Below are 15887 nucleotides of genomic sequence, written 5' to 3'. Positions count from 1 at the left end.
AAAAAAGACCTGACTGGATTGTCAGGTCTTTTCCTTATTTAGTCACGAATACCTAATGCGATTTTCGCCATACGCGACATACGTTCTTTTGTCCATGGCGGATTCCATACAACGTTTACTTCTATTTCATTTACTTCAGGTACGTTCGTTGATAATAATTTTTTAACGTCTGATACGATTTGGCCAGCCATTGGACAACCGATAGAAGTCATCGTCATTGTAATGACAGCATTATTATTTTCATCCGCTGTAACGTCATAAACTAATCCGAGATTGATAATATCAACACCTAGCTCAGGGTCAATAACAGCTTCTAAGTTTGCATATAACTTTTCTTCAAATGCTTGTTGTGACATGTGTAGCACCCCCTAAATATTAATGATATCGGTTCTCATTATAACGGATATGCGGGATAAGTGCAGGAAATGAGCTCAAAAAAATATTCCTCCCTGAGAGAGGAATATTTTTTTGAAAAGCTATTCAGTTTTAAAATGAGATACAAGCTGATCTAATTCTTCAACTGTTTGTTTCATTTGTTTTGCAGTTAGGGTCATTTCATTCATAACAATGACTTTCTGTGCAGCGGATTGTGCTGTTACGACAGTCTCACTTGAAACTTCATTAGAAATTGAAGCGATGTTATTAAGTGAAGCATTCATTTCTTCAGCACTTGCGGCCATTTCTTCAGCAGTTGCTGATATATCTTGGATTTGAGTAGACACTGTATTCACTTGACCGACGATTGTTGTGAAGGAAGAGCCCGCTTCACGAATGACGTTAATACCTTCAAATGCTTCAGAACGCCCTTGAGACATCATAGAGCTAGCAGTTTCAGTATCATTTTGAATTTGGTGCAGCAATTGGTTAATATCTGTTGCTGCTGTTTTTGATTGTTCAGCAAGTTTACGAACTTCATCAGCTACGACAGCAAATCCTTTTCCTTGTTCACCGGCACGAGCAGCTTCAATAGAAGCATTTAAAGCAAGTAGATTTGTTTGTTCAGCGATATTAGAAATAGATTGTACAGCTGTATCAATATATTTTGTATGAGTGATTAGACGTTCGACTACTTCTGATGTAGAATTCACAGCTTCGTGTATCGTGGTCATTTGTGAAATAGATTTTTGAATTACAGTACTTCCGTCGTTAGCGTGTTCTGACGTGGCTACAGCTAGTTCGGCTACAGACGAAGCTGATTCTGCAATACGTTGAACACTCATTGCCATATCATCCATTGCAGTCGAGCTTTCTTCCATACTAGAAGTTTGTGATTGGATGCTGGCATTTAAATTGGACATCGAGCTTTGAACTTTTACTGTTGTATCACGCGATGTATTGGTCTTTTCTAGCATATTTTCAGAAGCATTTTGTACTTCCACAGAAGTTTTTTGAACACGATTAATGATGTGCTGCAAGTTTTCTAACATGTTATTAAATGATTTGGCAATTGCACCGATTTCATCATTGCTATTTACTTGTAGACGTGCTGTTAAATCACCTTCGTGAGAAGCTAATTCTTTTAATTTCTTATCAATTTGTTCAATTGGTTTAACAAGCTTACCAGAGAACCACCATGTAAGAATGAGTGCAACAATAATACATATAACAAGTGATAAGAAAACAATATATTCAATTAGCAGTGACGATTGATCAATTTTTTCAATGGATTGTTCACGTAACTTAGCTTGTTCGTTGCTATAGTTTGTGAAGTCACCAATAACTTTATAAACAGTACCATTTTCTGAAGAAGCAAGTTGTAATGCTTCTTCCCATTTTTGTTCTTTTGCAAGAGAGAAAACTTTTTCTTCAATTAAAAAATTAAAAGAAAACCTTACGCCAAAAGGAACAAAGCTTTCTTCTTTCCTTTTGGCATTATAGCAGACAGAGGAAGAGAGAGAAAGATATATTTTAAAGTGAAAAAAGAGGGCTGAAAAGTAATCCCTCTTTATTATGAATTTTGTTTAAAAAAATTATAGAAGATAATGGAAAGAGGCGGATGAGTAGAATTAAAATGGATATATTTATATATCAAAAATTCTTAAATAAAAATAAGAAATACTATTGTAATTAGAAATAACATCCTGTATACTTCTAATTAGTTGATAACGATTATCACTATCAACTAAACGTTACTCTTCGTTATGTTGGTCATACCCCTTTTTGACGACGTAAGTCAGAGACGAATGTTGAAATATCTTGTGTCCTATTCTACAGAATTATGGTAATCTCCAACCTCAACTTATATGCGTAAGCATGCAAAAAAAGGATCCTATCCGTGAAGGGATCCTTTTTTGCATGTTGTCACAATTAATGTATATAGACCGGGTATACGCTCTTCAATTCCCTCTGGTGCAGTAGAAGGGAAAACCCACTTTTGATGAGATCCGTGTTCTTCAATCAATTTTTCAACCTTGAAATTTGTTTCTGCCATTGATGTAATTATTTCTCCTAGTGTCCAGCGCCTAATTTTTGTTCTCGGTAAAGCGTATTTCTGTGATCCCGTAAGGAGAGTACTATAAGCTACGTCATCTTCAATAAGTTCCTCGTCGAAATAATTTCCATTTGCTCGAAATGATGGATGATCTACTCCTAATAATTTTGTATAAACGGGATGATAGTCACGTAGTATAAAGGTCCCATCTTGTTTTAGTAAGTGAGAGATTATATGAAAGAGTGGCTTTAAGTCTAAAAAGTAATGGAGCACGCCAAGTTCCAGTAACACGATATCAAATGATTGGGATAGATTTAAATCTAGTACATCGGAAATGATATATTGAATAGAGACACCAGCAGCTTCGGCTAGTTCGGTTGCGTATTTTTCATTACTTGCTGAAATGTCTACAACTGTTACATCGGCTCCTAAAAGAGCAAGAGCAACTGCTTTATTTCCTTTTGATCCGAGTAAATTAATAATACGCTTTCCTTTTGGAGATTGTATGTAAGGTAAATAATGATTTACCTCGCGCACGGGATCTTCCATGAGCTTTTTCGCATAATCCTCTGGCGCCCCGTGGCGATTTGTCCAAGCTTCATAAGCAGCTGCGTTCCAACTTTTTTCATTAATAGTACTCAGTTGTTTTTGATTCAATTTTATCACTCCTTTTGTGAACGTATAGTTATTCGGTGAATGAGTAGGATTTCCTGTTTTTTTGAATAAAAGTTTGATTTTTCTGTTGTTAAGTCGTAAAATACGTTTTATACATAAAAGCGTTGAAAAGGAAAAGTAGAATGGAACCATTCTTTCCAGAGAGCTTCGGTAGCTGAGAAGAAGCAAGAATATTCATTTGAACAATGGCCTTTGAGCTTCGTCCTGAACTTATCAAATGATAATAGTAGGCGGCGACGAGAGTTGGTACTCGTTATCAAAACCACAGTATAAGAGCATATAGCTCCGTACTTGTTAAGGTTAGTTATGCGAATGACTGACGAAATAAGGTGGTACCGCGACTGTTTATACAGCCCCGCCCTTATCTTTTTTAAGATAAGGGCGGGGCTTTTTATATTTTAAAGGAGGAATATAAGATGAGTATTTTTATTGGAGGCGCTTGGCCGTATGCAAATGGTTCGTTACACCTTGGACACATTGCTAGTTTGTTACCAGGAGATATTTTAGCACGTTATTACAGGGCAAAAGGTGAGCATGTGTTGTATGTTTCAGGAAGTGATTGTAATGGAACACCGATTACAATTAGAGCAAAGCAAGACGGTGTGACGGTGAAAGAAATTGCTGATAAGTATCACGAAGAGTTTGAGCGATGTTTTCGTAGCCTTGGTTTTACTTATGATTGCTATACACGTACAGATAGCGAGCATCATCATGAAACTGTTCAAAAAGTCTTTTTGCGACTATTAGAAGAAGGTTATATTTATAAAAAAGTAGTTGAACAAGCTTATTGCGAAACGTGTACGCAATTTTTACCGGATCGATATGTAGAAGGTATTTGTCCGCATTGTCATGAAGCAGCAAGGGGCGATCAATGCGATGCTTGTTCCGCTATTTTAGATCCACTCGATTTGTTAGAAAAGAAATGTAAGTTATGTGGTAGTACGCCATCAGTACAGGAAACAGAGCATTTCTATTTTGCATTGCATAAATTTCAGCAGCAAATTAAAGAGGCGGTAGAAATTGCAAAGCAGAAAGGAACATGGCGCGACAATGCAATTCAATTAACAGAGAGATATTTAAAGGAAGGATTACAAGATAGGGCAGTGTCACGTGATTTACCAATTGGGGTACCAATTCCAGTGGCAGGATATGAAGATAAGAAAATTTACGTATGGATTGAAGCAGTGACAGGATATTATTCGGCGAGTAAACATTGGGCTGAAGAAACAGGGAAAGATGATCAAGAGTTTTGGGATAGAGATGCGAAAACGTATTATGTACATGGTAAGGATAATATTCCGTTTCATTCAATCATTTGGCCAGCGGTATTACTTGGAATAGGAGAAGAAGCGATCCCGCGTCATATCGTTTCGAATGAGTATTTAACAGTAGAAAAAAGAAAATTATCGACAAGTAAAAACTGGGCAGTATGGGTACCTGATATATTGGAACGCTACAATCCAGATTCTATTCGTTACTTTTTAACAGTTAACGCACCAGAAAATCGTGATACTGATTTTTCATGGCGTGAATTCATTTACAGTCATAATAGTGAATTGTTAGGTGCATACGGGAACTTTGTGAACCGGACATTAAAGTTTATTGAAAAATATTATGGTGGTACTGTACCGAAGGGAAGTATTGATGTAGAGCTGAAAGATAAAGTAGAAGGATTATATAAAAGTGTAGGAGAGGCGATTGAACAAACTAAATTTAAGGTGGCACTAGAAACAATATTTGATGCAGTACGCTTTGCAAATAAATACTTTGATGAAAAGCAGCCTTGGAAACAAAGAGAAGACGACCCAGTTTCATGTGAGGAAACAATTTATAATTGTGTTTACCTAATAGCAAACTTTGCACAACTGCTTGAACCATTTTTACCGTTTTCAAGTGAAAGAGTTAGAAATACATTATCGAGTGTTAAAGTAAATTGGGAACCTCAAAATACGTTGCCAAACCGAATTGATAATGTGCAGCCATTATTTGAGCGAATCGAGGTAAAACAAATTGAACATGAGGTAGAGAAGTTATATGGAGCGGTAAAGTGAAATATAAGGAAAAGACCTTTCAAATAAATGAAAGGTCTTTTGTTATGCTGTATAACCCTCTTTCTTATCTTTCAAAAAGAAAAGCACAGCAAGGATTACGAGAATAATAGCCGCAATATCATATGTTATTTTGAAGGTAGTAATAAAGTTTAACATATCGTAACTTTATTCACATTTATATACAAGTTGATGTTGTCATGCACTATGAACACGATTATGTTTTTTTTCTTTCCTAGCAGTAAGTAGTTGTGGTGTGAAAATACCGAGTAATATAACCACAATCCCAATCCACTGCATTGGCGATACAACTTCATGAACAAGTGTAATAGAAGCGATAATTGCTGTTGGTAATTCAGCTGCACCTAATATTGTACCAAGTCCTGTTCCGACTTTTGGTACCCCAATTGAAAAACAAATGACAGGTATAATAACCCCGAACAGTCCAAGGAAGAAAGCATATTTCCATAGGCCTGCTTGTAAAGCGCCGTCCGTTAAAAAGGTAGGCGGGAAAAATAAGCATACAATAAGAGTAGCACTCGTTGTCATAAGAAAGCTTTTCGTATAAGGCGGAACATCTGTAGCAACGCGCCCGCTTACAAATACATAGAATGAGAAAGAGACGGCAGCTAATAGTCCGAAAATAATACCTTTCGTAGAAAAGTTTTGTCCAAGACCTTCAAATACTCCACCAGCAAACAATGTACCAGTAAATAAAATAATAATAGATATAACTTTCTCACGGCTTGGGAATGTCCGGTTGGCAATCGCTTCGATGACTACACCAATCCAAGTGAACTGAAAGAGTAAAACGACAGCGATAGAGGCTGGCAATTCTTCTACGGAAATAGCATAGAAAATACCTGTCATACTCATTGTTGTTCCGACTGTTAGTAACGAAAAGAATTGTTTTTTTGATACTTTATGACGTGAAAAGAACAGAACGAGTAAAAGGAGTCCAATCCATCCGAAGACATATTGCCCTCCTAGTAGTTGGTGTGCGGAAAATCCGTCGATGAATCCGAGTTTAAAAATAGTTGAAAGTACGCCGTAGCTACAAGCGCCGAATAAAACTAGTAATGAATACTTAAATTTCTCCATGTGAAAACCTCCTTATATAAAGTGAAACTTTAATCAGTGGGGGTTTTCTTCATCCACCACTGATTATTAGCCCGACTCCCACTTAACTTCTTTGCTCCAGCCGAATTTTGAGGTGGGAGTTTTACTGCCCACAAATAGCGGGATAAATAAAAAACGCCCGTTATCCTAATAAGGAAAACGGGCGAACGAAACAGAGTCAGAGACTCTACAAAATTCCGCCACTCATACGAAGTATGAGTTTGGGGTATGAAATTATAGTAGTAGTTTACATTGCTTTTGGAAAGATAATTGAGCATTTTACACCTTGAGGTGTGTTTTGTATTCCATAAGGAAACTGATGTTTATCTAGTATTTGTTTTACAATATATAATCCAAGACCGCTACCTTGTACTAAACCGTTGTTTCCAGGATTAGCGCGATAGAAAGGCTCAAATAAATGAGCGAGTTTGTCCTCATCAATTTGTGAACCTGTATTTAATACTTCTAATGCGTAACCGTTTGGTTTTTCATAAAGCTTTATATATACATGCTGATGATCGATTGTATAGTGAATTGCATTTGAAATAATATTAAAAATAGCAGTTTGAATAAATTTAGAATCAGCTAAAATTTGTACGTCTTGTTTAATATTAGATTGAACATTTAATTGCTTTACAGATATAAAATAATCTACTTTCTTCATAACGTTCTCAATGATGTTAGATAGTGAAATAACTTCTAAATTCGGTTTGAATTGAGGATTTTGTATTTTGGATAATTCTGACATCTTTTCCGTTAATATGTTAATGTCCTGCATCATCTCGTAGGAACGCTTTAAGTATTTGTCTCTATCTTTGTATGCACCGATTCCATGAATCATGCCATCTAGTTGGCCCATAACGGCTGCGATAGGTGTTTTTAATTCATGGGATACCATAGACATAAATTCTTTGCGAGATTGTTCTAATTGTTGTTCTTTCTTGAGCTCAGTTCGTAAATCTTTATTTGTTTCATGTAGATTCTTCACAATGGTTGGGACTTGTGAAGCGGCTACTTGCAAATTAAAATCTGTTTGATCTGTATTTTTGTTAGGTGATTGTTGATCTGAAAAGTCCAGATTTATAATATCTTTTAAAGTATCACTCATATATTGAAAAGGTTTGGCAATTAGTTTGGCATAAAATAAAGAACCGAGCAGAGATAATGCAAGCATTGTTGCACCAATATTTGGAGCTAATTGTTGCAAGGCATCTGCTAAACTAGGATTATCATGTGTTTCGTTTGTTTTCTTTTCTGCATTTTGTGTATGTAAGGAATCAGTGTTAGCGGCTGTTTGTTCTGCTTTAGTATGTGATTCAGTTTTGTTACTTTCCTCCGAAAGATTTGCTACATTTTCTTTTGCTTTTGTAGTTTGGCTAGGTTGCAAAAGATGATTAATAGCAGTAGAGAGTGTTTTGAAATCTATAATAGATGATTGGAAATTTGAGATACTACTCTCTGAAATAGCTTTATTTTGTTCATTTTTCGTAACTGAATCCGCATGTTCCGCAGTTTGATTTTCAGGGTTTTTCGCATAACGCTCTTTATCATAGTTTAAAGCTAGAAAATAAATGATTTGATAAAGACAAATTGATAAAAGAACACAAAACAATAGGGTTTTGATGAAAATATTTTTGGTGATGTTGTCTTTGTTACGATTCGATTTTGTAGCCAATGCCTTTCACCGTTTTAATATAAGTAATACCTAATTTTTTCCTTAAATTTTTAATATGTGTATCTATAACTCTTACATCACCATAATGTTCATAGCCCCATACCTTATTTAACAAATCACTTCTTGATAATACTTTTCCTCGATTTTGTAACAACGTATATATAATCTCAAATTCTTTAGTTGTTAGTTCAATTTGATTACCATGAACATAAGCTGCATATGCTGTAGAATTTAACATCAATTCATGGAATTGTAGTATAGTTGCAGTTTCGGCTTCCTTCGTTGTTGTCCTTCTTAATACAGCTTCTACACGTTTAATAAATACCGTATAATGGAACGGTTTCGTAATATAGTCATCAATACCCAACTCAAACCCTTTAATTTCACTCTCTTCATTATGTAAGCCTGTTAACATAATGATTGGTACATCAGACTGTCCTCGCATAATTTTACAAATACTATAACCATCTATATCTGGTAACATTACATCAAGGAGGACAAGGTCGTATGAATTTTTTTGGAAAAGAAGAATCCCCTCTGTTCCAGCGCCAACTACATCAACGGTAAAATTTTGGGCGGTTAAAAATTCACGAATAAGTTCTTGTATATCTGGGTTGTCTTCAATCACCAGTATATGCGTCATAGTAACACCTCCTAAATAACGCTTTTTACTGCAATATTCGAATTCATCATTTTTTTTGATGACTCAGGTTGTATATACATATAATAAGCCCCCGCTATAAAATAATCATAAAAATAGCAAGGGGAATTGTTTATTGGACTGAATATTTCAGGATTACAGTAGTTCTAGTATAGTATGCAATGTGAAATTTATAAAATATTATAACTGTATAATTTAAATATCTATGTTTATTAATGTTTTTATGCTATTTAGTGCAGTCTACTTTCATTATATATGCAAGTAGAGTTGTTTAGCTACTGTAAATGAATAAATAAAATAAGCCAAGATATAAAATTCTTGGCTACATGTAAATCTTGTTCATAGGTTATTTTACAGTGACAGTGGCACGTTCGTGAATACGTTCAAATAACCAATGTATATCATTGTTATACATGCGAATACAGCCAAGTGTTGTAGCTTTGCCAATCGCTTGATTATTGTTATTCCCATGAATAGCATACGTTGTGCCATATGTTCCTGCCATATTTAATCCGAGCCAACGATCACCAAGTGGATTACGTGGATCGCCACCTTTAATACGTCCTTTATAATAAGGACGGTTTTTAATTTTGTTTACCACTTGAAAAGTACCTGTAGGTGTAGGTGTTGCTGTTTTGCCAGTAGCGACAGTGAAGCTTTTTATAAGCTTTCCATTTTGATAGAAATCCATTTTATTTAATTTCGTGTCAACGATAAGTTGATCGTTAGTTGAAGCTGCCTCTGCAGACATATATGGAACAGTTAAAAAAACTAACGATAACATAATAGTTACTAGTAATTTTTTCATTGATATTCTCCTTTTACTATTTTAGTAGTATTACATACAATGAATTTGTAATACTCGTAATGCTTGGTGTACATTTTCATTTAGCGCTTCAAAAAAAGTGGTGATTTTTGTATTATGTTTGTTGTTTTTATCAATGAGCAATCTTTCATTTAGTAAAAGCTCGCCGTGTAGTCCGAAGCTCTGTACTTGAATACTCATTTCATCTTCTGTTTCAGAAATCATAGGTAAGAAATAGTGAAACGCTTTCGTTGGAATGATATAACTTTTTCCAATCATGCTTTCATGATTAGAGTTAGTCCATTTTTTCGTGACAATTTTAATATTTTTTTTAGAAACGACAAAAGATAGCGTTGTAGATTTTGTTAAACTTACGTCAAATTCATTTGTTTCACATATTTGTAAATTAAAAACGGTTTCATTTTGATGAGATTCAACATTCGTATTAATAAAATCGTGCATTTTATAAGCTTCCATTTCTTATTCACCCTTTTTTCAATTTCGAAAAGCGACTTATATTTATTCAGTTTAATGTTTAGTCATATATTAGCTAAATTTTTCAACAAATTCCGATATAATCTTACAATACGTATATGAAGCTAATATGAAGTTCATATGAGTTTGTGGTGGTTTTTTATAGAGAACAAAATAAGGTGGTTTTCGAGTGTTAAAAACTGGATGAAAAATGTATATTAATGGATTTCCTTCGCGTGATATATAGTTGTTAGCTTGTTTTTAAATGCTAATAGATATAAGTGAATAGAGAACAAAAAACTTTAGTGTGAGCCTTACAAAAATGTAATAAAAATGTAAGCTATTGTGATAGTTATTTCGACAATTTTTTTATACAATAATAGTAACAAGTTGTACGTGAATGAAAGGGGAGATGACATGGAATGGGTTCATGAATTATTTCAGCAATATGGGTATTATGTAGTACTTGTAGGCCTGCTGTTAGAATATATTGCACTTCCGTTTCCGGGAGAGCCAACATTAGCATATGCGGGGTTTTTAGCACAGAAGGGTGATCTAAGTTTACCTATTTTAATTATCCTATCCTTTATTGGGACAAGTGTAGGAATGACGATTCAATACTTTTTAGGGAATAAGCTTGGTATGCCTTTTGTTCAAAAATACGGGAAGTACGTATTTTTAACACAAAGAAAAATTGATTTAACGAGAATGTGGTTCGATAAATATGGATATTTCCTTATCTTTATTGGCTTCTTCATTCCTGGTGTACGTCATTTTACAGGATACTTTGCAGGTATCATTAACTTACCGTTTCGCCGCTTTGCAATTACAATTTATTCAGGTGCTTTATTCTGGGTATCGTTCTTCTTAATTGGCGGCTACTGGTTAGGTGGTAACTTACATGATATTTTCGGATTACTGGGAGATCATATCGGCAAAATCATTTTCGGAGCGATTGTCATTGTAGCAATTACGTTAAGCATTCGTTTCCGCAAACAACTAAAACGAGTATTTTTACAAAACGCAAGTTAATATGGAATCCATTCTATGTCAGATTTTAGGGAGGCAGTGCAAAAGCACTGCCTTTTTTATTGTATTTTCCAGTTTGCTTTTATTTTTCCATCGATACCGTCACCGGTGGCTGGTATATAATACGTTCCTATTTTTTTTCCGTATGTGATTATTAAAATCTATTATCTAAGTTATATATTTAGGAGAATATAGATTTATTTTTGACATGTATATAAGTCAAAATGACAATTATAATTGACAAATATAAGGATATTATTTACAATTTTAATTAAATAAATGAAAAAGAGGGAAGACATGAAGCTTCAAAATCGAGTGAGGGAATTTCGAGCAAAGCACCGTTTATCACAAGGGGATTTAGGGAAAGCGATTGGCTCATCACGGCAAACCATTAGTTTAATTGAGCGCGGAGATTATGCACCATCTATTGTGTTATCGCTAAAAATCGCACAAATTTTTGGAGCGCCAGTGGAGGAGATATTTATGTTGGTGGAGGGGGAAGAGGACGATGAAGATGAAGAGTAAACGAAAAAAACAATTTGATTTTGTGGGGAAAATAGCATTAAGTATGATGGGTGGCTTTTTAACATCTTATATAGCTTTAAATTTACTCTCGAATGAACCGAGAGAATTATCATCTAATACATTTATAGGTGTATGTACTATTTTTGGAATCTTAATGATGTACTACACTTGGAAGAATACACGTATGTTAGCGGAGGCACGCGATGAAGAAGAGAGCGTACAAGGCAGAAAATTAGGCATTATAAGTATATATTTACGTGTAGGTGATATAGTTACGCAGGCATGGTTTGTATATGCAGTTATTACATGTAGACGTGCACTGTTACAGGATACAAATGTGTCATTTGCAGTGTGGAATTTAGTAGCTTCTATTGTCTGTTTAACTATTGTAGTGGTTATCGGGCTCATAACAAAAAATCGTTATAATAAGCTATATCCTGAACAAGGTGTAACATATATGGAATCTATGAAAATGTGGACGAAAAACGCAGATGAAGGATTAAAGCACATTGTGCATGAGGCTGAATATAAAGCATATGAATTTACGAATACAATATTGGCATATGTATGGTGGGCTGCCGTTATATATACAGCGGCTAGTGATATCGATTTTGTATTAATTGGCTTAATCTCATTTATTTGGATATTGCATCTCGGAAAATTCATGTACGAAATGCAGAGAAAAATGATTTATTAAGGGGAGAAAAAGGTGGATATTTTAAGAAGGCCAGCTGGTTCCATGACGGCGGCGCTAGTTCTGTCCATTTTATACGGAGTAATTCGAACTGGGAAATTAGAAGTAATGTTGAATATATCGGCAGTATTTGGAATTGTATTATTAGTGTTAGCCATTCATGAGCTAGGGCACGTAGTATTTGGTTTGATAGGTGGTTTGAATTTTAAATTTATGACAGTAGGACCTATCACTGTTCAAAAAGAAAAGGGGAAATTACGCATTCGAGAAAATAAATTATGGGCGTACTTTGGTGGCGTGGTGATGTTAGCACCGTCTTCTATAGAGACACCGAACCTTTCAAAGAAATGGGCGTGGATGACTTTAGGCGGACCAATTATGAGTTTATTATTCGGTATTACTTCAGGTTACATATACATGGTGAGCTATTATCAATATCTTTTATATTTTTCCGTTTTCCACTTTGTGATTTTTGCAGTTACAATCGTGCCGATAAAAGGAACGCTTCTGAGTGATGGCATGCAATTTCTCATTTTAATTAAAGATGATAAAAAAGCTAAGCAACATTTATATACGATTCAAATATCGAGTGAGTTATTTAGTTATAAAAGACCGAAAGATTGGGATGAGAGATTAGTAGAACTTAGTGAGGAAAAATTAAAAGAGGATAAAAGTATAAGAGAGATAATGAGCGGACTTATGCTCGTCTTTTATGCCCGAGCTGATCAAAAGGGAATGGAAAGAGCGATACCGTATATAGAACAAATTGTTCAGCTATCTGTAACGAAGGAAAATAAATTTTTCGTTGGTAGTTTTCATAGTTGGTATCTTTTATATAAAGCTCTTTATCAGATGGATAGCCTTTCTCTGCAAGAAGCAAAGGAACATGCAAAGGCCATTACCAAAATGGATTTAAACGGATATTACCGTACACAAGGAATTATTAAATATTTGGAGGACGATATGGAAGCTTCCCGCATTTATATGAAGAAAGCTGATAAAGAATTGGAGAGTGCTGAGAAGAGTGGAATGGGATATTTACAAGTAGAGAGAGAATGGTTTGAGCAGCTACAGGCGAGGGTATCTTACGATGGGTGAGGTATCCTCTTTTTTATATGTCATCTTATTCGATTTCATAAAAAATGAAGTACAGGTAGAATAAAAGAGATTGGAGGAGATACATATGGAAATTTTATCGATTATTTTGATAGTCTTGCTCATTTATGCTGTTTTTAAAGTGGCGTATGTAGCATTAAAGATACTCGCGATCCTATTAATTATCTTTTTAATCGTTGAGTTCGGCAGTAAGTTACTTGGGGGATAGGCATGTTGTGCGTTTTGAGTGTCGAACCGTCGATATAATGAAAAAATCGCTGATATAAGTGGAGAAACGATCGATATATTTTAAAAATCGTTGATATATTTAATTGAATACTAAGTGGGGTATATGGGAAAGAAGTTACCGTGGAGGTAACTTCTTTTTATTTTGGTGATGGGGTATGAACAGGAAAGAACAGTAAACAAAAAAGCTGGAAGAATATCTTCCAGCTTACGAGTTACTTTCAATTTGACGACCATTTTCTTCTTCAGTGTCCTGTAATAGATTGAATACATCTGCTAGGCAGAATGCGATAAACCAAGTCCATAGACCGTGGAAGAAAGCTGAGCTTAATTGAAGTGGTAATGTATAGTTTGTCATTGAGTAGGAAATACATCCACCAACGATTCCGATCATTGTTAATAACATTGTTTTTTGAGCATTTTCTTCTGGATTGAAGAGGAAGAAAATGTATCCGCCTAAAATTGAAGCGCTTACAAGGGTTTCGATTCCATTAAAAATGATATTCTCTCCAAGCTCTGTGTTTGTCCAGAAACAGATCACGCCGCCGACGATCGCAAATAGGACAGCTAGTGTGTATCGTATATATTGATTCATATGTTCATCTCCTTATGTAATAAGATGATTTGGAAGTCAAAAAGGTAGGTATAGTATATTGAAGTGAATTTTAGTTGTACGTATCTTTTATAAAAAGATCAGTGAAGAATAACTAAGGTGATCGGTTTTTTTAAACCGTTACGTGTATGGTGTCTGAAATATACCCGACTGCTCGTTTCTTTTTGCTTATAAAAATAAGAGAAACTTCCAAGTCTATATACTCTTTTTTGTAAGTCTAGTTTTATTATAACATATTTAGTGATACAATAATAGAATTATCTGATTTTGTAATAAGTGTAAAAAATAAAAAACGCAAGGAATTGTAGTTCCTTGCGCTTTTTTATATACGTTTGAAACGGCCGACAATTTCAACTGTTTCAGTAATGTTCATAAATGCTTTATTATCCACTTGGCGGATAATACGTTTCATTTCGCCCAACTCGTAGCGAGTTACGACAGTGTAAATCATTTTTTTCTTATGGTTTGTATAGCCGCCGACAGCATCTACCATTGTTACGCCACGTATGCCGTGATGTAATAGTGAGCTTTTTATTTCCTCACCTTTTTCTGTAATTGTCATTATCGTTAATTTAATATGTTTTGTATGCACAGCATCAATTACTTTGCTGACTACAAACCGACTAATTAACGTATAAAGCGTAATATCCCATCCGAAAATAAATCCTGCTGCAACAAGTAAGATTAAGTTGAATCCAAAGATGATTGCTCCAATTGAAACATCGCGATGTTTCGCTACAATCAATCCAACAACATCAAAACCACCTGTTGAAGAAGCAAATCGGAATATGATTCCTGAGGCAGCACCGCAGATGACACCACCGAATACAGAAGACAGCAAAATATCATCTGAAACTTGGTGTACTGGGATAATGTTCATCGCTAAAGATGATACAGCCACAAAGTATGCCGTTAAAAAGGTTGTCTTCTTTCCTAAGTAAAAGTGACTTAAAATAAGAAGCGGAATGTTTAGTAAAAAGATAAGTGCTCCGATATTGTAGTGCATTAAATAACCGATAATCATCCCTACACCAGCGAACCCACCGCTAATCATATTATGCGGGATAAAAAACATATTCATAGAAATTGCATACAAAATAGAAGCTATAAAAATAACAACTAACTGTATGATGAATTCTAAATGAAATGTTTTAGCTGCTGGGAAGGATAAAAAGGCGGTGTCGGGAACGTAATCGGCGTCTCCTAGTTGACCCATAGTATGTTTCATCTCCATATTCATTTTTGATTACAAGAAGAGAATAAAGCTTTTTTCAAAAACTGGCAATAGTTTTATTATAATGCAAAAATTTTATAAATTTCTAACAAATTAAACCTATTCAAAGATACGTGTGAATATACTAAAGAAAGCGAATACATTGGTTTTCTAGCATAATTTTTTGAGAAAATATGCAAAAAAACTTTTGAGAACAAAAGGAAATAGAGAATGTTTGCTGAATATGCTAAAATGACTTTATTAAGGATGTGAAGCGATGGAATTTTTATTGCAGGATGCAATTCTATATATATCGTTTGTAACGACAGCGCTTTGTGTATTAGAAGTCTTTTTTCTTGCTAACGTTTCTCGCTTTGTGCGTCAGCAAGCATCGAGCGGTAGACAGAGAGCTTTTAAACTAGTAGATACGTGTGAAGAGGGTACAAGAAATGTACCGCTATTTTCTATTTTTTATAAATATGGAATGATTCGTTCTGTCCGCAGACAAGAATCGAGTGGAGAGAGTGACGAGGTAGGTCCGTATACACCAATGTTTCGCTAATTAATTACGAAACATTGGAGGA

General features: G+C 34.8%; 17 protein-coding genes and 1 other annotated feature. Of the genes, 7 read left to right on the top strand and 10 right to left on the bottom strand.

From position 1 onward, the window contains the following. Positions 1-38: 38 nt before the first annotated feature. From B5P40_RS09775 to B5P40_RS09765, 3 genes are all read right to left on the bottom strand, one after another. Positions 39-356, bottom strand: coding sequence for a metal-sulfur cluster assembly factor (locus B5P40_RS09775; RefSeq protein WP_113709204.1), 318 nt, complete (start codon positions 354-356; stop codon positions 39-41). A 120-nt stretch (positions 357-476) separates the two neighbouring features. Continuing rightward, positions 477-1811 carry a methyl-accepting chemotaxis protein gene (locus tag B5P40_RS09770; protein WP_113709203.1) on the bottom strand — a complete coding sequence of 445 codons (1335 nt, stop codon included), beginning with the start codon at positions 1809-1811 and terminating at the stop codon, positions 477-479. Between the two features lie 458 nt (positions 1812-2269). Then, on the bottom strand, positions 2270-3088 hold the full coding sequence (locus B5P40_RS09765) for a class I SAM-dependent methyltransferase (protein WP_002191119.1): 819 nt from the start codon (positions 3086-3088) through the stop codon (positions 2270-2272). A 113-nt stretch (positions 3089-3201) separates the two neighbouring features. Beyond that, positions 3202-3472 (top strand) — a binding site (T-box leader). 50 nt (positions 3473-3522) lie between these two features. Between B5P40_RS09765 and metG the strand changes: the two genes are divergently transcribed. Further along, entirely contained in the window at positions 3523-5157 is a 1635-nt protein-coding gene (gene metG, locus B5P40_RS09760; protein WP_002192332.1) for a methionine--tRNA ligase, read from the top strand. A gap of 195 nt (positions 5158-5352) precedes the next feature. Here metG and B5P40_RS09755 read toward each other — a convergent pair whose 3' ends face one another. The 5 genes from B5P40_RS09755 to B5P40_RS09730 form a co-directional block, all read right to left on the bottom strand. Then, positions 5353-6255, bottom strand: a complete 903-nt coding sequence (locus B5P40_RS09755; protein WP_002015976.1) for an EamA family transporter — start codon at positions 6253-6255, stop codon at positions 5353-5355. 265 nt (positions 6256-6520) lie between these two features. Continuing rightward, positions 6521-7948 (bottom strand): sensor histidine kinase, encoded by a 1428-nt coding sequence (locus B5P40_RS09745; RefSeq protein WP_002191117.1) that lies wholly within the window; start codon positions 7946-7948, stop codon positions 6521-6523. Continuing rightward, positions 7926-8591 carry a response regulator transcription factor gene (locus B5P40_RS09740; protein ID WP_002191116.1) on the bottom strand — a complete coding sequence of 222 codons (666 nt, stop codon included), beginning with the start codon at positions 8589-8591 and terminating at the stop codon, positions 7926-7928. Before B5P40_RS09740 ends, B5P40_RS09745 begins: the two co-directional genes overlap by 23 nt. 364 nt (positions 8592-8955) lie before the next feature. Continuing rightward, on the bottom strand, positions 8956-9417 hold the full coding sequence (locus B5P40_RS09735; protein ID WP_113709202.1) for a L,D-transpeptidase: 462 nt from the start codon (positions 9415-9417) through the stop codon (positions 8956-8958). A gap of 30 nt (positions 9418-9447) precedes the next feature. Continuing rightward, positions 9448-9891 carry a DUF3978 family protein gene (locus B5P40_RS09730; RefSeq protein ID WP_033728196.1) on the bottom strand — a complete coding sequence of 148 codons (444 nt, stop codon included), beginning with the start codon at positions 9889-9891 and terminating at the stop codon, positions 9448-9450. Between the two features lie 414 nt (positions 9892-10305). Between B5P40_RS09730 and B5P40_RS09725 the strand changes: the two genes are divergently transcribed. The 5 genes from B5P40_RS09725 (at position 10306) to B5P40_RS09705 (ending at position 13460) form a co-directional block, all read left to right on the top strand. Then, positions 10306-10920, top strand: coding sequence for a DedA family protein (locus B5P40_RS09725; RefSeq protein WP_002143668.1), 615 nt, complete (start codon positions 10306-10308; stop codon positions 10918-10920). A gap of 276 nt (positions 10921-11196) precedes the next feature. Next, positions 11197-11442 carry a helix-turn-helix transcriptional regulator gene (locus tag B5P40_RS09720; protein ID WP_002067963.1) on the top strand — a complete coding sequence of 82 codons (246 nt, stop codon included), beginning with the start codon at positions 11197-11199 and terminating at the stop codon, positions 11440-11442. Further along, positions 11432-12139, top strand: coding sequence for a DUF3169 family protein (locus tag B5P40_RS09715; RefSeq protein WP_113709217.1), 708 nt, complete (start codon positions 11432-11434; stop codon positions 12137-12139). The genes B5P40_RS09720 and B5P40_RS09715 overlap by 11 nt, the downstream gene beginning before the upstream one ends. Positions 12140-12181: 42 nt before the next feature. After that, positions 12182-13234: a site-2 protease family protein gene (locus B5P40_RS09710; protein ID WP_002191111.1), complete on the top strand. Its 1053-nt coding sequence runs from the start codon at positions 12182-12184 to the stop codon at positions 13232-13234. An 85-nt stretch (positions 13235-13319) separates the two neighbouring features. Next, positions 13320-13460 (top strand): DUF3985 family protein, encoded by a 141-nt coding sequence (locus B5P40_RS09705; RefSeq protein WP_000404757.1) that lies wholly within the window; start codon positions 13320-13322, stop codon positions 13458-13460. A 225-nt stretch (positions 13461-13685) separates the two neighbouring features. On the opposite strand, the gene B5P40_RS09700 is transcribed toward B5P40_RS09705, so the two are convergent. Together B5P40_RS09700 and B5P40_RS09695 are read right to left on the bottom strand one after the other, a co-directional pair. Continuing rightward, entirely contained in the window at positions 13686-14072 is a 387-nt protein-coding gene (locus B5P40_RS09700; RefSeq protein WP_002034640.1) for a DUF3938 domain-containing protein, read from the bottom strand. A 340-nt stretch (positions 14073-14412) separates the two neighbouring features. After that, positions 14413-15306: a YitT family protein gene (locus B5P40_RS09695; protein ID WP_000530031.1), complete on the bottom strand. Its 894-nt coding sequence runs from the start codon at positions 15304-15306 to the stop codon at positions 14413-14415. Between the two features lie 274 nt (positions 15307-15580). On the opposite strand from B5P40_RS09695, the gene B5P40_RS09690 reads away from it, so the two are divergent. After that, complete coding sequence (locus B5P40_RS09690) at positions 15581-15865, top strand: hypothetical protein (RefSeq protein WP_002015967.1); 285 nt, start codon at positions 15581-15583, stop codon at positions 15863-15865. Positions 15866-15887: the final 22 nt, after the last annotated feature.

Origin of the sequence: Bacillus sp. SRB_8 (genome assembly GCF_003264205.1) — a bacterium.
Classification (GTDB): Bacteria; Bacillota; Bacilli; order Bacillales; family Bacillaceae_G; genus Bacillus_A; species Bacillus_A mycoides.
Note: the sequence above shows the minus strand (reverse complement) of the source record. Positions and strands in the feature narration are given on the sequence as shown.